Consider the following 20,102-nt stretch of genomic DNA (forward strand, 5'->3'; position numbering starts at 1 on the left):
ATAAAACAGAAATGAGGGATAATTATGATTGGTATGCAATATAAAATTACACTACCCAGAGATTATGATATGAATATCATTAGAAAAAGAGTACAGGATAATGGTTATAAGACAGATGGTTTTCTAGATTTACAATTTAAGGCTTATTTAATTACTGAAAAAAATAAAAATAAAAATAAAAATATATGCAATTCTTATTCTCCTCTTTATATTTGGAATAATAATGTTGGCATGAATAAGTTTCTATTTGACGGGTATTATGATAATATTATTGATTCTTTTGGATGGCAACAAATTAATATCGGCATCCCATTATATACCAAAATGAAGCCAAATTTTTCTGGTAGTACACACATTCTTGAAATAACAGGCTCAATACCTGAAAGTGCTAGTTTAACTACTTTTAAGAAACAACAAGTAGATTTAGAAACTAGCTATGAAATTCTTGGAGAAACTTGTATATATACTCCGGATAAATGGGGCTTTAGTAAAATATATTTTTTTAAAGAAACCCCTGAGGAGCTTCATGATTTAGGTACAATCTATGAAATATTACACCTATCGCTTGGTTAATAAGAAAGGTATAAAAACATAACTATTTACTTATAAGACATAGTTATGTTTTTTTAAGCCACTAAATACTTTTTTACAACCAAAAGACTTCCTATAGTATCTAGCGTTATTCCAATAAGTATAAAGATCCATGACATGGTTGTGAATATAAATGACGGATGCATAAAACTAATAAGGGTTGCTACCAAAAAATATCTATATATAAAACTATAAAACAGATAAATTGCTATTACTGATGAAACTGCTCCTAAAACTCCAATTATCATTCCCTCAAAAATAAATGGCCATCTAATAAACCAATCTGTTGCACCAACAGATTGCATTAAACTAATTTCATTACGCCTTGGATATATAGCAAGTTTTATTGTATTTTTAATTAAAAAAAATGAAGCCACCAGAATTATAGGGAAAAGTATCACCCCTATAAATTGAATCTTTGAAGCCATTGATGAAACGTTCCTTTGAACATTTTGTACAACGTTAATTTTATTTATACCTTGTAATCCTTTAATCTGAGATATTATTTTGGGTATATCATTAGGCGCATTCACTTTAATCATATATGCCGGTGATAGTGGTGGCTCATTGTGAAAAGTAAAAAAGGTTACACTATCTTCCCCTTTTATTTTATTATATATATTTTGCTGATCCGTAATCTTTATATCATGCTTTAATGTGGCCTTTATTTCAGATTGGGTTTCAATACCAATTATGCCCATTTTAACATTCAATATGAATAGCAAAAATATTCCTAAAACAAATAACGTTGACATTACTGTAGTAATGCTAGAAATGCTACTAGTAGAATTTCTTCTAAGATTTTTCAAAGCATCTTTTAAAAATAGATTCAAATTACTAATTCTCATAACATAATTATCCCTTTCTTAGTCTCTTGTCAACATCACATTTTCTTAACAATATAATAATACATATTAATCCATTTATCAACTTTTAATCTTTTGAAGTTCTTTCATCTTATCAGTCTATATATTGGAAAGTCCAGTAATTTAGATAAAAGAAATCACTATTTATAGTTTCAGTACAAATAGTGATTTCTTTATTGTATTAAGTTATATCATGATTTATAAATTAATCGTTGATACCAGGCAATGGAGTATTAGGAGCTGTTGCCGTAACGGTACCTCCTATAACTTTTGCAGCGGAATATATAGTGCATTTTCCTGTTGTTGTACAATTTGTAAAAGTAAATACATTTTCATTACCAGGATTGTAAGGAAAATTGAAGTTAGCTTTAGTAGTTTTTTGATTAGCATTAAGTATGTTATCTGCACCATTTCTATCAGCATCACAATTAGTAAGAGATAAAGATGCTGCACTATTATTTTGAGCAAACCCAGATGCTTTATTATCATAGGACTTACATCCAATTACCACATGATTACCTAATGATCTGTGTGTGCCTTTTGGAGGTTTTTGATTACCACCCAGTTTAATACCATCACCATTCATGCCTGAGTTGTTAAGTGAATTTTGCGAATCACCATGATAGTATCCATTTTTAGTAGCTGTGCAGTTAGTTAGTGTAACTACTTCATCAGTCCCAAGCAAATCCCAACCATCATCTGAATTATTGTAAGAGTTACAATCTGTAAATTTGTTTCCTGCTCCTGCAGCAAGTTTACAAGCAAATCCATCTGCATTTGAACCCTTTGTCCCTATATCATAGTTGTTAAAAGAATCAGAACCTTGTACTAAATTGTCGTGAGCACCAGCTGTAATTTGTAAACCTGCATCATTATTGTTATCTGTTATACAATTTGTAATTGTATTGTTATTAGATGCAACCCCTTTCATTAATATACCATTATCACCAGCACCATATACTTCTATATTGTCTATTTCCCAATATGAATTTGTAATGTTAATTCCATAAGAACTATCTCCATCTTTTTCACCAGTAAAATCAAGTTTAACTTTTGCCGTACCTGATGACTTTAATTTTATAGTGTTTCCTTTAGCTCCATCTTTGTTTAACACAATAGGTGATGTTAATTTGTAAGATGGACTAGTAAGCACAATGGTATCCCCAGGCACCGCTTTATTTATTGCTGCCTGAATAGCTGCTGAATCATTGTCGGTGCCTGTGCTTGCTACCTGTATAGGTGTTGATGCTGCATATACATTACTTGTTAATTGTGGAAGTGCAAGTAAAGAAAGAGACATTACCATAGAAGCAACTAAACTTAATTTCTTTTCCACTAATAAAAACTCCTTTTAATAATTTTTTCGTTAACGTTAACATTTTTAATTTAAATATAACAGGCCTGTTATATTTAAATTATATCTTAATATGAAATTTTTGTAAACGATTTTATGGTAAATTTTTTAAAAAAATTGTCGCCATATTATGCAGCGACAAAACTTTCAATTCTATAAGGTATAATTTTATAATTGTTACCTCTACTTATCTTCATCTACTGGAGTTCCATAACTAGTTTTATACATCTTATCTCTTTCAAAAGCATCAGCACCATCTTTAGTCTGTTCATCTCTAACAGCATTTTCACCTATGACTCCTGTTACGCCAGTATGTTTTCCAATAGTTTCTTTAGCAGTCTTCATATCTTGTTGGCTGTTCATTGAACTTAATTGACTTGGGTCCTGTTTTTTATTTATCTGCTTCGTTATAATCAACCTCCTTAGGTTTACCTTATATTCTAAGAAGTATCTAAATTTACTTCTCTAATAATAGTATTCCCTTATTGATTTTGGGTATTCTTATATATGGATTATGGCAATTTTTTATGAATTAAGAATCTACATTTTGCTATTAGCCAATTTTATGTGTATGCTAATAGATTGTTTTTAATATAAATCCATTGGTATATAGTATGAAGCAGAATGTAAAACCCAATAATTAATAGTACCATATGTTTAAAAATCGAAGGTGGGTAAAATGCAATGGTGGATGAAGATAGATCGGAAAGGATAGTAAAGTTAATTGTATCCAATAAGGAGTATGCCTTTCAATGTGAAGAGAATGCAGAATTGGGTGCAGAATTAATTATTGCTAATAAAGAACTTGCTTTTCAAAGCGGTGAGAAAGCTGACCGTGCCGCAGAATTAGTTATTGCTAATAAAGAACTTGTTTTTCAAAGCGGTGAAAAAGGTAAGCGGGCTGCAGAATTAATTATTGCCAACAAGGAACTTGCCTTTCAAAATCATGAGAAGGAAACACTCTTAACTGAATTAATTGCTGCTAATGAGGACCTTAAAAATGAGATTGCAGAAAAACTTATTGTTGAAGAGCAACTACGTCATTTTGTATATTATGATGCACTTACCGGTCTTGCAAACAGGAAAAATTTATTAGAAACTGTTGGTGACTTACTAAAAAATAGAAATAAAAATCTAGCTTTTTTATTTATAGATTTAGATAAATTTAAGGTTATAAATGATAGTTTTGGTCATGATGTGGGAGATATAATTCTCGCAAAAGTAGCTGATAGATTAAATGATAATATAGAATCAACTGATATCGTCAGCAGAAATGGTGGTGATGAATTCATTTTAATTATAAGAGATTTAAATTCTTCAAAAAGTATTACTAAAATTGCAGAAAAATTAGTAAAAGTATTAAATACTGCTTTTATTTATAATAATAATCTTTTATATATTGGTGCAAGTATAGGTATTAGCTTATTCCCTGAACATGGAACTGATATTGATGCATTAATAAAAAATGCTGATTTAGCCATGTATGAAGTGAAAAAGAACGGTGGCCATGGTTATCTTCTATATAACAAGATCTTGAATGATATCAATGTACATATGTTAGAAACAGAAAAAAACTTAAATAATGCTCTAGATAATAACGAATTTGTAGTCTACTATCAACCAATAATAGATTTAGAATCAATGAAAGTATCAAGTGCTGAGTCTCTTATAAGATGGAAAAGAGGTAAAACCCTTATACAACCTGTAGAATTTATTGCAATTGCAAAGAAGATAGGTAAAATGGTTGAAATTGATAATTGGATGCTTTATAATGCTTGTCAGCAGTGTAAACAATGGCAAAGGTTGGGTTTAGAAAATTTCAGCATCTCTGTGAATACATCATATAAGCAGTTGATTCAATTAAATTTCGTTCAGTTAGTGATAAATATACTTCAGGACTGCTCACTAGACCCCAGGTATTTAAGTCTTGAGATTACTGAGGATGAGACCATGGAGGATATTGATTTAATAATAAAAGTGCTGTTAGAACTAAAATCTAATGGTATCAGAATTTCAATGGATGATTTTGGTACAGGATATTCTTCAGTTAGCTTACTAAGCAATCTTCCGATTGATACAATTAAAATAGATAGATCACTTATAATGGATTTAGATAGCAAATCTAAATTTGTAGTTATAATTAAATCCATATTATCCGTTGCTAGTAGTTTAAATATTAAAGTTATTGCTGAGGGAATTGAAACAGAAACAGAATTTGCTATGCTAAAGGAGTTCCGCTGTGACTATATTCAAGGATATTTAATTGGTAGACCAATGCCTGCCGCCGATTTTCAAAACAATTTTATTAAATAATGGTTATTAATTTAGTCGAAAGGCTTCATAGTGTTACCCCCATTTCTTTTGAATAACCCTACAACTCCATCAAACAATAATACTTGCTGAAATTATCCTTCCCATTATATAATTATATATCAAATGAGACGATTTCATTATATTATGGTACTATATACTTAATTACATAAACGCAAGTTATAAAGGAGCATAAAGGATGAAATTAGATAAAAATCTATTAAAATACTGTTTATATGCGGTTGCAACTGTGCTGCTAATTTACATGGGTATAACTATTTTTAACAATATAAGTAGTATATTTTCTTCATTATCCAATATTTTATTAGCATGTATTGGAATTGTAAAACCACTGCTTATTGCATTAGTTATAGCATACTTACTGAGACCAGGTGTGCTAACTATTGAAAATTTCTTAGGAAAGAAAAAGATATTCAAAAAAGTAACTGCAAGAAGAGCTGTAGGGATTTTAGTAATATACTCACTAGTAGTAGCCGTTTTTATTGGTATTATAAGTGGCATATATATTATGATTGGAGGAAAACTTTCAAATAACATAACACTAGCCAATATGTCAGCATATCTATCTAATTATTTAAATAACTCAACATTGTCAGTTACTTCAATTAGTAAAAAGTTGACTAGTTTAAATATTGCTATACCTACAAATCTAAATGCCGAGATTGCTAAAATCGTAAGTTATGTCCAAAAATATTTTTCTTCCAGTATAGGGGGCTTTACAAATTCTATTTTATCTATAGGCAGTAATATAGCTACATTTTTTATAGCAATAATATTAAGTATCTATTTGATACAAGATTCCGAGTATTTTATAAACTTATGGAATAAAATTTTTAATCTTATATTTAGAAAAACTAACACAGGAAATAAATTCAAAAAAATATTGCATATTATAAATGAAACATTTTTTAACTATATAAGAGGACAATTACTAGAAGCTTGCATCGTAGGTATTTTATCTAGCATAGTACTGTATTTTATCGGTATAGATTATGCTATAGTAATAGGCCTTATTGCAGGTATTTGTAATATGGTACCTTATATTGGTCCTGTTGTTGGAACTATTTTGGCTGTTATTATGGCACTATTAAGTGGTGAACCTATTACAGCGGTATGGGCAACTATTGGAATGCTTGTAGTTCAACAAATTGATAATAACTTTTTAGCACCTAAAATTGTTGGAAACAGTGTTGGACTACATCCTGTATTTACAATGCTGGCAATTATAATAGGAGGAAATGTAGGTGGACTTATAGGGATGCTTATTGCTGTGCCTGTTATTGCTTCTGTAAAAAAATTACTGAGTATTTGGTATAATTATCACATGGAAATTTCCAACATAAAAAATTAAATAAATATGATGCATATTATCACCACAAACTAGTAATAACATACATCATATTTAATTACGTTGCTATAGTTTAACCTTTGCTACTACTAATTCTAAGTCGGAAGACATAGTTGCTAAAGCTTCCGCTACATTTGCTACTTCTTTCATTGAAGCAGTCTGTTCTTCTGTAGATGCAGCTATTGTTTGGGTTGAATCATTTGATTCTGATGTGATCTTATTTATGCTTGCAATTGAAACAACTAATGATTCAGTACCTTCATAAACTTTATCTGCTCTATTTTCTATCTCCTGTGTCTGTACAGATACGCTATCAACCTCAACTAATATTGTGTTGAAAGTTTTCCCTACATCTTGGACTGCTTCAATCCCTTCTTTAACAGATTCAGTGCCATCTTTCATAGAATCCACTGCACTTTTTACGTCCTTCTGAATCTCACTAACCAAAGTACTTATGTGGTTAGACGCAACTTGTGATTGCTCCGCAAGTTTTCTAACCTCATCTGCGACTACTGCAAATCCCTTACCGTGCTCTCCTGCTCTTGCTGCCTCTATTGCAGCATTTAATGCCAGTAAATTTGTTTGCTCCGCTATACTAGTTATTAATGAAATTATGTTGCTTATTTCACCAGACTTCTGTCCTAGAGTGTCAATAATAGTTGAGGACACACCAACCTTAGTCTCTATTTTGCTCATCTTAGCGAGCGCGGCTAAAACAACAATATCACCAGTCTTTGCTTTAGAATAAGCTTTTTTTGAAGCGATATTTGCTTTATTTACATTAGAAAGTATGCTCTTAATTTGGTTAAATATATCATCTGTAACAACTACCGCCTTATTTGTAAGTATAGTCTGAGTTTCACCACCACCAGCTACATCCTGTAATGCTTTGGCTATTTGTTCTGAGGCCAATTGTGTTTGTTCAGTATTAGATGATAACTCTTCTGAAGTAGCTACAACATTCTCAAGTGTTGATGAAACTTCTTGAACAATATTTCTTAAATTTTCAACCATTGTGTTTAAATTTTCACTCATTTGGCTTATCTCATCATCACCTTTAACTACTAAACTATCAGTAGCTAAGTTACCTAATGCTATATTCTTGGATAGTAAATTTACAGGTTTTAATCTATTAGTTAGATAACCGCTATATAATAATATTACTATTACGAGTAAAAATAATGTTATTGCTATTACTATTAAGGAGATAATTAATAAATTAGCTGAAGATGCGTTTAATTCAGATTGTGGTATTATTAAGCATATTTTCCATCCAAGTTCACTTTCAGTTGAGTAATAAACTTTGTTTACCCCATTGTTATCAGTAAATGTTGCTACACCTTTATTTTGGGATAGTAAATTTTTTCCTGCAGTTGCTAAGGATTTATTATCATCAGAAGATATCTTAACTTTCATTATTTTAGCTGTATCCGCTCCAGCTAAATACTTGCCATCCTTTGTTAATAATATTGCCTTGCCTTTTGTTCCTACCTTCATACTGTTAACTATTTTTTGTAATTGTGACAAATTAATATCCCCTGTAGTAACTCCAATGAATTTATTAGTTGCAGAATACATAGGCACAGATGTTGTTATCATTGTTACTTTTGTTGCATCATCAAAGTAAGGCTCAGACCATACAACCTTATTAGCTTTTTGCGTTGATGTGTACCAATCCTGACTCAAATAATCATATTTTGGATCTGAATATTCGTCAGTATAAGTGATCCCTGCGGTTGTTTTATAAGCATAAGGTCCAAAATATTTTACCCCATTTTTATATAAATTTGGTTCAAACCAAACACCAGTGCCAAATGTATCCGTATTAGATGTTGGAACTTTTGACACAAGTGAGACAAAGTTATCTTTTGTCAATACACTGTATGATGATTCTACTGATTTTGCTAGAGTTGAAACAATCATCTCATGTTCATGTAAATGGGTATCAAGATTACTTATAGTAAATGATAATTGATTATCCATTTTTGCTTGTACCTCTTTCTCAATGGCACTCTTTGAGTTTATATAGCTTATTGATGTCAACGCTACAGTTGCTAAAATAGTCACCGGTAATAATATTGCTAGTGTCAGACTCTTAATAGACTTAAATGATTTCAAAACTATCCCCCCTCTTATACTGAATATGTCTAGTTTAAATAAGTTTTCTTTAATGCTACAACATAGTGAATATTTTTGTAACCATTGTTATTCCTTATTATACAATAATTTTCGACATTATATCTCATACTTTACGTACATTTTACATAAGAATTAAACTATAATTCCATATTTGTTTTATTTATATAATTCATTTGAAAATATAATAAGGGCACCAAACCCTAACCCGAGTTTAATGTCCTTATTGATAATAACTTTATTTAATTCAGAAGTACCATTAGCAACAAGCATAAATGATTGATTAAAGATTTTAGGTCTGAGAATACTATAGGCAATACTATCCATAATATTTTCATCTTTCTCCTATGATTTTTTTATACTAACTATATGTATTTTCAAAAAAATTTAAGATAGGCTTGCTTGAAAACATAATATACCATCACTAAATCCTTTGATATTATTTTCTTCATGTTTTAAATAAACTTGGTTATCCCCATAAATAGGATGAATGTATTTTACTTCTATCTCATTAGTTTTAGTTGCATCAAAAAGCTCTTTCAAAATAAACAATCCTTGTACAACAGGATTTTCTGTAAGATGTATAAAATTTGTATCACCTGTTTCATGACTAAAAGCTGATATTTCTTCTTTTGAAAAACTTCTCCACAAAGTGCCCTGTTCTTCAATAGTTTCTGTTTTAATAGATTACTTAACTGTTACATTCATCATCAAATATACTGTTAAAGTTTCCGCAATTTCATTTTCAATATATCCATTACAATTTATTATGCAAAGCCTTCTATTACTTTTTACAATTTCATTTTTATAAGTTTCCACACTTGTTTTTTCCTTAAACCGCTTATACTTTACTTTAGCAATAAATGCCCCATCATAAAAAAAATCTTCTGTTGTAACAAATTCCCTAAATAAATCTATCATTTTTTATTATCCTCCAAAAGTATTATTCATTGAGTTCTGACGTCCAATTATTAATTTTATCATTTATATTAAACACTAATTTACTCAATGATAGATTAAAATAAAATCATCTTTTCAGTCTCACTATATAAGAACCTCATTATAAATTCATATTACCACAATAGACATATATTGCAATATATATTATTTATGATGGAGCTTCTGTTACAGCTAATTTACAAATTGAATAACCTAGTGCTAGTAATTATTGATATGATATTATCGGTTTTATATGAGTATGAAAATGTACAGATAAATGTATAATTTATATATATAAAGACACCACCTATACGTTAGATGATGTCTTTATATATATATTTGTTATTCTATGAGATTAACTCTTTATCCAATCATGCTGGATATTTTTGTGTCCTCATCTATCTCCTCTTTATTTTTCGGCTTTTTAATAATAATACTTAGTACAATTCCTACAATAGCTATGCATGCACAAAGTAAAAATGTATCATCATAAGAACTTATAGCTGCAGTTAATGGATTTTTAGTGTTAGCCATATGATAAGTTATTCTTGAAGTTAAAAATCCTGTCATTCCTGCAATTGCAAAAGAAAAAATAACTTGCTGAAAAGCTCCAGTTAGTGGAGTTACTCTACTTATCAATTTTTTGGGTGCTGCTTGAAGCATATGAGAGTTAATTGGCATCATAACAAGCCCTGATCCTAGTCCCATTGCTACAAGACATAATACAATGTAGGTAACGCTAGTAGTGGCAGATACCTTTGATAGCATAAATAAAACAACAGCTGATATTGATACTCCTGTAATTGCCAAAGGTTTCGCTCCTATTTTGTCAAATAGTTTCCCAGATATAGGCATCATAATACCTGCTGAAAGAGCCTGCGGTAAAAGAATAAATCCAGTGTGAAGTGTGGTAAATCCCTTAACACTTTGTAAATATAATGGAGCAAGTATCATTACTGAAAATAGTGTGATTTGGAAAATGGATAAAACTGCAATTCCACTTAAAAATTCTAAAGATCCAAACACCTTAAGTTCAATTAATGGTTCCTTTTGAGACAACTCTACATAGATAAATATAATTAAGGCAATGCCGCCCACAACTAATCCAACAATTGTATTTATTGAAGTCCAGCTTTTACTTCCTTCATTAACACCATAAACTAACATTGCAAATGCAATAGGTGCCAAAATCATTCCAAAAATATCAAGAGATGGTACCTCTTTACGTTCGAATTCAGGTAAAAAAAGATACGTTACAATAATTGCGATAATTCCTATTGGTATATTAATACGGAATATCCAATGCCATGAGGAATATTCTAAAATATAACCTGAAACCACAGGTCCGAGTGTTGGAGCAAGTAGTATTGGCATACCAAGTAAACCCATAAATGAACCTAATTTATCTTTAGGTGCTATTCTAAAAATTGTAGCTATGCCTATAGGCATAACCATACCACCACCAATACCTTGAATAACTCTAAATAAAATTAATTGAGAAGGTGAAGTGGCCATGGAACATAACGCTGATCCTAATGTAAATAACGAAATAACGATAATAAAAATTCGTTTTGTACCAAAACGGTCGGTCATCCAGCCTGCTAGTGGAATAACCGCAGCAAGCGCTAGCGCATATCCAGTTATTGTCCATTGTATAGTTGAAAGATTACTTCCAAAATATTTAACTATTCCAGGAATGGCAACGTTCAAAACAGAACTATCTAGACTTACCATAAACATTCCTACAATAATGGCTATTATTGGACCTACCACAGATTTTTCTGGTGCTTTTTCCTTTGTTTTTGTGTTCATAAATTTAACGCCTCCATATTTCAAGTGATTTTAACTAAATCTAAAATAGATATTACTTCATCTATTTTAAACTATTTTTCTTCTTTTTAAAACAATGACAATTTAAACAACATGAGTTGTTTAAGCTACTAATGTATGTTACAATAATCATAATAATATGTAATAAATATTATTGCAACCAACAAATAAGTCTTATTGTTGTTTAATCAACATATTATCAATAGTGTTGCCAATATAATTATAAAAAATAGATTATCAATAATTTAATTAAGGAGAAATACATATGTCAGTGCCAATGAATAAAACTGACCCGAGGGTTATACGGACTCGTCGATTAATACAAGATGCTTTCGTTTTCTTATCAAAAGAGAAAGATTTTGATACTATAACGGTTAGGGATATTACTGAGAGAGCTACAATAAATAGAGCTACCTTCTACGCCCACTACAGCGATAAATATGTACTAATAGAATCTATTATTTCTGATAGCTTCATGACTTTCGTATCCAAAAGAGTTTCCCCACAACCTATGGCCACGGAAGAAACCATGAGAAGCTTAATTCTTTCAGTGCTGGATTATTGTGATAGTTTATGTAATTCATGTAAATCTGGTTATAAATCTTTTGGCCCAATAGCTCAAATAAAAGTGAAGGAACTATTACAAAATATTATAATAACTTTACTTACAAATAAGGTTAGTTCCACTGATAATGAAAAGCTAAGCATATATTTATTAGCTACAATGATATCTTGTTCTATTTGTGGTGCTATATATAGCCTGAGGAAGAAATACCCATTAACTGTACCTTGCAATTTTACAGAAGAAATTCTTCATTTTATTATGGCTGGAGGTTATGGTGAAAGATGTCAGGATATAAAAAACTAGCAAATTTCATAAATCCATTTGATAAAATATGTGCCTTAAACTGATTTTTAAAATCAGTTTAAGGCACATATTAACCTATATACTTTAATTTTAATACATTATAAATTCACAGTTTTAATGCCGAAGTCGCTATAACGATTACCCTTAGCGACATTTTTGGGACTAATGACATCAATGCGTGCTAAATCTTCTCTAGTTAATTCTATTTCAAGAGCACCAATATTTTCTTCCAAATAATTTTGATGTTTTGTTCCTGGAATTGGTAATGCTCCATTTGATATTGTCCAAGCTATTGCAAGTTGTGATGTAGTGCAGTTTTTCTCCTTTGCAATTTCACGAATTTTCTCAACTAGTTCTATATTTTTTTTGAAGTTATCTCCTTGGAATCGTGGCATAAGTCGTCTAAAATCATCTTCAGCCAAACAATCAAAACTCTTTAGTTCACCAGATATAAAACCTCTACTTAGTGGACTGTAAGCCACGTGAGTAATTCCTAGTTCCCTCACCGTAGGCAATATTTCATCCTCCATTTCTCTACTCCAAAGAGAGTATTCAGTCTCTAAAGCAGTAATTGGATGAACTGCACTAGCACGCCGTATAGTTCCCGCTGATGCTTCTGATAATCCAAGATATCGTACCTTTCCTGCTTTAACAAGATCAGACATTGCTCCTACAGTTTCCTCAATAGGAATCTTTGGATCAACACGATGTTGATAATAAAGATCTATATAATCTACTCCTAATCTAAGAAGACTATTATCAATGGCTTTCTTCACATAATCAGGACGTCCGTTTACACCTTGAAAATTTGGTCCTAATGAAAACTTTGTGGCGATAATAGCACTATGTCTACGTCCTTTAAGTGCTTGTCCAAGAAGCCTCTCATTATGCCCATTACCATAAACATCTGCGGTATCAAAAAATGTAACACCTAGATCCATTGCATGGTGAATAGTGGCAATGGATTCATTATCATTTGTTTCACCATAAATCCCAGGTGACATACCCATTAATCCAAGACCAATAGATGAAACCACTAAATCACTGTTCCCTAGTGTCCTTGTTTTCATTTCAAAATTTAATTCTTTTTTCATTATTTACCGCCCCCTATTTATCAAAATCAATTTGCTGCTCACCCCATATATATAATTCATTCAAAGCAGGGATTAATCCTTTTCCTCTTTCTGTTAATGAATATTCAACCCTAGGTGGAATTTCGTTATATTGTCTGCGAGTTATAAGTTTATTACCCTCCAGTTCTTTTAAAGATTTTGTAAGCATCATACTAGTGATACCATTTATACTACGTTTTAATTCATTATATCTAATGACCTGATTGTCAAAGAGATACCACATAATGGGTAATTTCCACTTTTGTCCAACAATATCAAGAGCGTATATTATAGGACATTTTGTTTCATATATATTTTCATTAGTTACTTCTTCATTATCCATAATATTATTCGTACAACTCCTTATAATCCTAATTAGTATGTTTTTCATACTTAAACAGAAATAACTGCATACTTGTGCATTTATGTCTTTGTGATATATTGATTATAACAGAAAAATTTATCATATTCCAATATAAAAGCAAAGGAGTGTTTTATCATGAAGATTTATGCTATTAATGGAAGTCCAAGGAAAAATAAAAATACAGCCACGTTACTTAAAAAGGCGCTTGAGGGCGTAAAATATTCAATAAAAGATGAAGAAGTCCAAACTGACATTATAAATTTATACGACTATAATTTTACTGGTTGTAAAAGCTGTTTTGCATGTAAAAAAATTGATGGCAAAAGTTATGGCAAGTGTGCATTAAGGGATGATATTTCTGAAATTATAGAAAATGTGTCCCAAGCCGATGGTATTATTTTTGGTTCTCCTATCTTTTTTCAAAATATAACCGGTGAATTAAAATCATTTTTAGAAAGATTGTTATTCCCTTACCTTACCTATGACGATAAACATACTTCTCTCGCCCCGAAAAAAATGCCAACTGCTATTATTTACACAATGAATGTAACAGAAGAACAAATGAAAAAAAGTGGTTATGTAAATACCTTTAATCAAATTGAATCCTATATTCAAGCCATATTTTCAAAACCAGAATCAATGTATTCGAATAATACATACCAATTTGATGATTATTCAAAATATAAGTCAGATCTTTTTTCAGAGGAAGATAAAGCTAAACAGAGAGACATTCAATTTCCACTAGATTGTGAAAAGGCCTTTAATATTGGCGAAAATATGGCTAAAAACAAAAGAAACCAGAATTAACTGGTTTCTTTTGTTTTTAGCTCATTTATATTTACATTGGGATTTCTATATCTCTTTCTTTTAACAGTTTTTATTCCCCATTGAATAGCCTCATTAGGACAATATTGGATGCAGGCCGTACATTGCTCACAATTATGTTTCCATTTTGGTTTATTTTCAATAATCTCTATATTATTTGCTGGACAAATACTTTTACATACTCCACAACCATTACAATTTTCATTGACCCAAAATTTCTTATCTCTTATATGGAAATTTTCCATTATTTTGTTTGTAGATTTAATAAAAATCCTATCAATTGGTATATCTATAAGTAATTTGCTTAATTCATATTTGCAATTTTTCCTTAGTTTAATTATGTATGATATTTCCCTCACTTTCTCTTTTTCTCTTTTAAAATCCTTATTTTGTCTTTTCAAAGACATAGCACCAAAATAATATATATTGTTCCCTGGCATACGAATTAGAAAACCAGAGTTAAGTGTTTTACCATTACTTTGTAATGTATTGCTAAGCTTATTTAATACTTCCGCGGGACTTCCAGCAAAGGTTGCTATGGCAAAAACATATGTATCTTTATCAATTTCTATTTTCTTCAATACACTCTCCACCACTAATGGTAACCATGCATAATATACTGGAAAAACTATTCCTAGAATTTTAGATTTTACTTCTACCTTGTTTTCATCTATAAGTGATGCTAATTTGCATAACTGAACTCCACCTAGCTCACCACTTATGTCCTTTGCAACTTGCAAGCTATTCCCCGTTCCTGAAAAATATAATATAGTATCCTTTTCTATTACCATTAACCCCTCTCCTTTTTGGCTAAATTCTATTTATCCGATGACTACCATCCTTTATTTCCCTTATTCTATTAAAGATGACACGTCCCATTATAAATATTTCTAAGTTGTTAATGGTATTATAAACCATGTACTATGCTACACGGTCAAGGAATAGTTTTTTAAATAAGTTTCCATATCATCACAACACTCTATATTCTGCATTTATCTTTAATTCCTTAACTATCTCTCCAATATTATAAATCTCCTTCATATACATCCTCCCAGCAAAAGAAAAGTACTCCTACCCACATTTTAGCATAAGAGTTTATATCGTTATAGCAGTGGATGATACCGTTAATAAAGTCCGCCACATTATTAGCTTATAATTCTTCCAAAAGCTTACCTTTGAAAATTGTCACTGCATTTCCTCGCAATAATACCCTATCTCCTAAAAGTTCCAGATTAACTTCCCCACCCCTCTTTGAACATTGGTAGGCACTAAATTTTGCCTTGCCTAATCTTTCACTCCAAAATGTTGCTAAAACGCAATGTGCTGAGCCTGTTACTGGATCTTCTGAAACCCCAACTTCTGGTGCGAAAAATCTTGATACAAAGTCATATTTGCCAGCACCCTTAGCTGTAACTATAACTCCCTTCATCTTACATTCTAATAGTTTAGAAACATTAATCTGCATACCTCTGACTTCTTCTTCAGTTGCCACTTCAATTAGATAGTTTTCTCCTGATTTACCAAGAAAAATAGGCTTTATTCCTCCTAAAGCCTCAATTAGTGAATTTGGTAATGCACTTACCTCTGAACACTCTAGTGAAGGAAAATTCATCTCGAGCAGATTATCTTTTAGATTAACAATAAGTTTTCCACTACGCGTATTAAATATGATAGGTTTATCTTTGTCCCAAAATCCTTCTGTCCATAATATATGAGCAGTAGCTAATGTGGCATGCCCACATAAATCTATCTCAAATGTAGTAGTGAACCACCTAAGCATAAATTCATCTTTATTTCTAACCACAAAAGCAGTCTCAGATAAGTTCATTTCTCTAGCCATATTAAGCATACTTTTATCATTAGCAAATTCCTCTAAAATACATACTCCTGCTGGATTACCCTTGAAGCGTTCTGAAGTAAAAGAATCAACTTGGTAAATATCAATCATAACTAGCCCCCAATTATTTTTACTTTTGCTCATTTTGCAAATATACTTTTTTTGTTCACTTGAAGCTCACTTGACACAATTTGAATAACTAGTTCCTCAATTGCTGATAGGCTTGCCATTGCGCAAATTATATACATTAGCTCAATTGCAAAGATATAGTGAAGCAATATAGGAACCATAAACAGAACAATTCCTGTGATTTTATTTCCATAAGTGTGAATACTAGCAAAGGTTTTATATTTTTTAATTGCTATTGCCATTGCTGCAAATCTTATAATAGCTATTGTAATTATCCAAATGACGATTTTTCTATCAGGATTTATAATTGGATAAAGCACAATTAATAACACGCCTACCATTGCCATATCAGCCGCTGAATCAATCTTTGCACCAAGTACACTTGCTGTCCCTGTGCTTCTAGCAATAAATCCATCCATAATATCACTGAATCCACAAATAAGATATATAACGTAAAAAATTATGCTTAATGGCTTGACAAAAATTAAAATTAGAGAAAGAATTATTCTACTAAATGATATAAAATTTGGTATTAATTTCATCACGATACAACCTCCTTAAAATACTGTTTTATATTCTCAGTGTTTCTTCCTAATTTCACTTCTTTATCACCAATATAAATTGCTAATTCTCCCTCTAAAGAAATATTTACATCATATTTTAAATTTCTTTTCTTATACTCTAAGGACAAAAATAAATTTATGAAATCCTCTGTTTCTTTAATTGATTTGATTTTATTATTACTGTTTTTTACTAAAATAGATTTTTTTAAAGAACTTTTTACTTCCTTCATTATCTTGTAAAGGTTAATTTGTTTCCACCTTACTCTCCTTAAATTTAAATCTTGAAAAATCAAATCTTTGCTTTTTCTTATAATAGGAACACCATAAAGCTGATTTTCAAGTTTTTTCACTGCTTGGTTATTGCCATCGAATTTACTCATAATAAATAGTGAGCCGTAATCATATTCAGTTCGTATAAGTCTTCCATAAATTTGCTTCAAATCTATGGATACAATTGGGAAATTAACCTTTGAATAGGCATTCCAATAGCTGGCACCTTTTTCAATATTTTTTTCTATTAATGACTTATAAAAAGGTTCATTGCTGTTTATATTCGGTAATTTGTCTAAAACTACTGTTGCCATAGCATCACCTGGAATATCTATTCCTTCAAAAAATCCCTTTGAACCTAGAAGAATGTATCTTACTTCCCTGGATTTAAGTTTTTCAATATCTTTTTTACCTTCCACAACGGTGATTCCTAGAGTATTAAGTTCTTCTGTAGCTTCGTTTTTAAATGCATTAAGTCTTTTTCTACTTGTAAAAAGTACAATAATATTACCTTCAACATTAGTTGATAGCTCCACAACAAATTTTTTCATTTGCTGTGAAAAAGTTTGAGCATCATTTGGATCTATATTTTCTATAGCATAAATGACACTTTTATCTCTATATTGAAAGATCGGTTTTATAGGCATTACTTCTACTATTTCTTTGTTTTGAGACTTTGCAATATTAATGCCTAAGGTGTTTTTTAAATTATTGTAGCTGTTATCAGTACTTAAAGTGGCAGATAAAAATAGACAGCTTTTAGCACCCTTTAGAACTTTTTCATAAAATACCCCTGATACATCTAATGGAATACTAGCTATCTTCCACCAGTTAAAATTTTTATCCACTTCAAAGTAAAAGCAATAATCCTCTATGCTTTGGTTCGCTATATCTTCTGAAAACCTAATATAATCATTTATAACTTCCACTTTTTCTATTAATATCTTAAGGCTCTTATCTTTTTCAAGGTTAGCTATATTTTTGAGAACCGTAATCGCTTTGTCTAAATTTATGTTAAGTCTAGCCATGTCTTCTTTAAGACATCCTAAATATTTTATTATCTTTGCTATGTTAGAATTACTTTTATTTAAATGTTCTTTAATATTGTATTCCCTGCTTATTTTGCTATCTTTCACATAGTTTTCAAAAGCGCCTCTAATATTTTTAATTTCATCGCTACACTTTTCTATATCCGATTCTACATCGCTTAAAGGCAAAATATCCTTTTTGGTTCTTGTTGACAAATAATACAGGTAACCACTCTTTTGTGAGCTATTATATATATCCTTTAAAAATTTTTCAAATTCGTAGGAAATCAAATTTTCTTCATAGGCTTCATATACTTCTTTAGATAAATTATGAGCTTCATCCACCACAATATTATCAAGTGGAGCAATGCTTTGATAAGACCACCTTAACAATAGTGAGTGATTTACTACAATAAGTTGTGACTCTTTTAAATCTTCAACCCTTAAAGCATAATAACATCTATCTTTATATTTGCATTTTTCTGAATCGCAAAGTTCAGTATCACATATGCATTTTTCTAGTAATTCCTTTAAATTGAACTTTTCTTTTATATCATCACTTATATCTTCTATATCTCCAATTCCCTTTTCTGTTATAAGTCTTTTTAAATACACATAACCAATAAGGGTTTTCATGTCCTTTGGAAACTCTATATCCTGAAATCCATCAATACATAGATAATTATTTTTCCCTTTTATTATTGTATATTTTATATCTCTTTTTAAATCTAATGCTTCTAAAAGATTTGGAATGTCCTTATTTACAAGTTGATTTTGTAGTCCCTTAGTATTAGTAGATATAATGATTTTTTCTTGCTTAAGATGTGTATGTATAATTGCTGGAAGTAGATAAGCCATACTTTTGCCTAGGCCTGTTGGCGCTTCCATTATTGTTATTTTTTCATTTTGTAGACCTTCTCGTACAAATTTTGATGCATCCCTTTGCTCCGGTCTTAAAGTATAGCTTCTGCCACCCCTTTTCCAAATTTTTTTATTTTCAAAAAGTTTTTCATAATCCTTAAGAGCGAAAACCGGATATGGTTTTCTCTCCTTATTTCCCAGTTTAATAGCTTCATTATTATCTAAAAAATATTTCACATCATCCATGTTCACATTTGAAATATACGTGTACCAATCCCACCCCTCAAGGTCTATGAGACTCATAGATAAAGTGTACCCATTTTCACTATAAAACCGACTTAAACAAAAATTGAGTACCTCTATTATCTCTTCAACATAACTAAGTTCTCTATGTTTTCCATTTTTAGAATCAGGGATAAATTTTTTTATTAAATATTTAAGATTAAACTCTGGAAGTTCAGGAAAAAGTATAGCAACAAGCTCTAATGAATCTAAAAACTTATTATTTACATTAAGAAAACTTTTTTGGTTCTCTAAATCATGACATACCAAAGGAAGGTCTTCAAAGAAAACCTTTAGTTTTTTCATAACCTCTTTAAACTCCGAGGCGCTACTGAGTTTTTCTTGAGTAATTCCTTTGCAAAGCCCCAAAATGTTTAGTGGGACTGATCTATTGGGATTAACTAAAGCATCAAATTTAGTGACTTTTTTTTCTTTTATCTTAATGGCACTTATTTTTATTATTTTATCATTTTTAGGATCATTGCCTGTAGTTTTTATATCTAAAAATACTAAATTGTTTAATATGCTATAAGGTTTCATAACTGCTCCTTGTCATTTACTGAGATTC

Annotated in this window: 17 protein-coding genes and 1 pseudogene; 5 read left to right on the forward strand and 13 right to left on the reverse strand. The window is 30.5% G+C overall.

Annotated elements, in window-relative coordinates; translation table 11 throughout:
• Positions 1-24 precede the first annotated feature (24 nt).
• Positions 25-573 carry a DUF4865 family protein gene (locus BR66_RS0120185; RefSeq protein ID WP_026884537.1) on the forward strand — a complete coding sequence of 183 codons (549 nt, stop codon included), beginning with the start codon at positions 25-27 and terminating at the stop codon, positions 571-573.
• 53 nt (positions 574-626) lie between these two features.
• On the opposite strand, the gene BR66_RS0120190 is transcribed toward BR66_RS0120185, so the two are convergent.
• From BR66_RS0120190 to BR66_RS0120200, 3 genes are all read right to left on the reverse strand, one after another.
• Positions 627-1,439, reverse strand: coding sequence for an FtsX-like permease family protein (locus BR66_RS0120190; RefSeq protein WP_026884538.1), 813 nt, complete (start codon positions 1,437-1,439; stop codon positions 627-629).
• Between the two features lie 223 nt (positions 1,440-1,662).
• Positions 1,663-2,793: a right-handed parallel beta-helix repeat-containing protein gene (locus tag BR66_RS0120195; RefSeq protein ID WP_026884539.1), complete on the reverse strand. Its 1,131-nt coding sequence runs from the start codon at positions 2,791-2,793 to the stop codon at positions 1,663-1,665.
• Between the two features lie 201 nt (positions 2,794-2,994).
• The gene (locus BR66_RS0120200) at positions 2,995-3,228 is read right to left on the reverse strand and encodes a hypothetical protein (protein WP_026884540.1); all 234 of its coding nucleotides are present in this window, start codon (positions 3,226-3,228) and stop codon (positions 2,995-2,997) included.
• A gap of 267 nt (positions 3,229-3,495) precedes the next feature.
• Between BR66_RS0120200 and BR66_RS24365 the strand changes: the two genes are divergently transcribed.
• Both BR66_RS24365 and BR66_RS0120210 read left to right on the forward strand, forming a co-directional pair.
• Entirely contained in the window at positions 3,496-5,124 is a 1,629-nt protein-coding gene (locus BR66_RS24365; protein ID WP_051624322.1) for a putative bifunctional diguanylate cyclase/phosphodiesterase, read from the forward strand.
• Between the two features lie 196 nt (positions 5,125-5,320).
• Positions 5,321-6,493, forward strand: coding sequence for an AI-2E family transporter (locus BR66_RS0120210; protein WP_026884541.1), 1,173 nt, complete (start codon positions 5,321-5,323; stop codon positions 6,491-6,493).
• A 63-nt stretch (positions 6,494-6,556) separates the two neighbouring features.
• Here BR66_RS0120210 and BR66_RS0120215 read toward each other — a convergent pair whose 3' ends face one another.
• From BR66_RS0120215 to BR66_RS0120230, 4 genes and pseudogenes are all read right to left on the reverse strand, one after another.
• Positions 6,557-8,608: a methyl-accepting chemotaxis protein gene (locus BR66_RS0120215; RefSeq protein ID WP_035796702.1), complete on the reverse strand. Its 2,052-nt coding sequence runs from the start codon at positions 8,606-8,608 to the stop codon at positions 6,557-6,559.
• Positions 8,609-8,785: 177 nt separating this feature from the next.
• A complete protein-coding gene (locus tag BR66_RS25885) occupies positions 8,786-8,953 on the reverse strand; it encodes a hypothetical protein (protein WP_156946338.1) in 168 nt (55 codons plus the stop codon).
• 60 nt (positions 8,954-9,013) lie between these two features.
• Positions 9,014-9,547: pseudogene (locus BR66_RS24370) on the reverse strand (hotdog family protein).
• Between the two features lie 381 nt (positions 9,548-9,928).
• Entirely contained in the window at positions 9,929-11,377 is a 1,449-nt protein-coding gene (locus BR66_RS0120230) for an MDR family MFS transporter (protein WP_026884543.1), read from the reverse strand.
• Between the two features lie 283 nt (positions 11,378-11,660).
• On the opposite strand from BR66_RS0120230, the gene BR66_RS24375 reads away from it, so the two are divergent.
• Positions 11,661-12,263, forward strand: a complete 603-nt coding sequence (locus tag BR66_RS24375; RefSeq protein WP_051624323.1) for a TetR/AcrR family transcriptional regulator — start codon at positions 11,661-11,663, stop codon at positions 12,261-12,263.
• Positions 12,264-12,361: 98 nt separating this feature from the next.
• Here BR66_RS24375 and BR66_RS0120240 read toward each other — a convergent pair whose 3' ends face one another.
• Together BR66_RS0120240 and BR66_RS0120245 are read right to left on the reverse strand one after the other, a co-directional pair.
• Positions 12,362-13,357, reverse strand: coding sequence for an aldo/keto reductase (locus BR66_RS0120240; protein ID WP_242841189.1), 996 nt, complete (start codon positions 13,355-13,357; stop codon positions 12,362-12,364).
• Between the two features lie 13 nt (positions 13,358-13,370).
• Positions 13,371-13,718, reverse strand: a complete 348-nt coding sequence (locus tag BR66_RS0120245) for a winged helix-turn-helix transcriptional regulator (RefSeq protein ID WP_026884545.1) — start codon at positions 13,716-13,718, stop codon at positions 13,371-13,373.
• Between the two features lie 156 nt (positions 13,719-13,874).
• Here BR66_RS0120245 and BR66_RS0120250 point away from each other — a divergent pair, with 156 nt between their 5' ends.
• Positions 13,875-14,546 carry a flavodoxin family protein gene (locus BR66_RS0120250; protein WP_026884546.1) on the forward strand — a complete coding sequence of 224 codons (672 nt, stop codon included), beginning with the start codon at positions 13,875-13,877 and terminating at the stop codon, positions 14,544-14,546.
• Here the strand turns inward: BR66_RS0120250 and BR66_RS0120255 are convergent.
• The 4 genes from BR66_RS0120255 to BR66_RS0120270 form a co-directional block, all read right to left on the reverse strand.
• A complete protein-coding gene (locus tag BR66_RS0120255) occupies positions 14,543-15,355 on the reverse strand; it encodes an EFR1 family ferrodoxin (protein ID WP_026884547.1) in 813 nt (270 codons plus the stop codon). The two genes, BR66_RS0120250 and BR66_RS0120255, sit on opposite strands and share 4 nt — an antisense overlap.
• 359 nt (positions 15,356-15,714) lie before the next feature.
• Positions 15,715-16,512: a PhzF family phenazine biosynthesis protein gene (locus tag BR66_RS0120260; RefSeq protein ID WP_026884548.1), complete on the reverse strand. Its 798-nt coding sequence runs from the start codon at positions 16,510-16,512 to the stop codon at positions 15,715-15,717.
• 29 nt (positions 16,513-16,541) lie between these two features.
• On the reverse strand, positions 16,542-17,072 hold the full coding sequence (locus tag BR66_RS0120265; protein WP_026884549.1) for a CDP-alcohol phosphatidyltransferase family protein: 531 nt from the start codon (positions 17,070-17,072) through the stop codon (positions 16,542-16,544).
• Positions 17,072-20,074, reverse strand: a complete 3,003-nt coding sequence (locus BR66_RS0120270) for a helicase C-terminal domain-containing protein (RefSeq protein ID WP_026884550.1) — start codon at positions 20,072-20,074, stop codon at positions 17,072-17,074. The genes BR66_RS0120265 and BR66_RS0120270 overlap by 1 nt, the downstream gene beginning before the upstream one ends.
• Positions 20,075-20,102 lie beyond the last annotated feature (28 nt).

The organism is Clostridium akagii DSM 12554 (genome assembly GCF_000686725.1).
In the GTDB taxonomy this organism is placed as follows: domain Bacteria; phylum Bacillota; class Clostridia; order Clostridiales; family Clostridiaceae; genus Clostridium_I; species Clostridium_I akagii.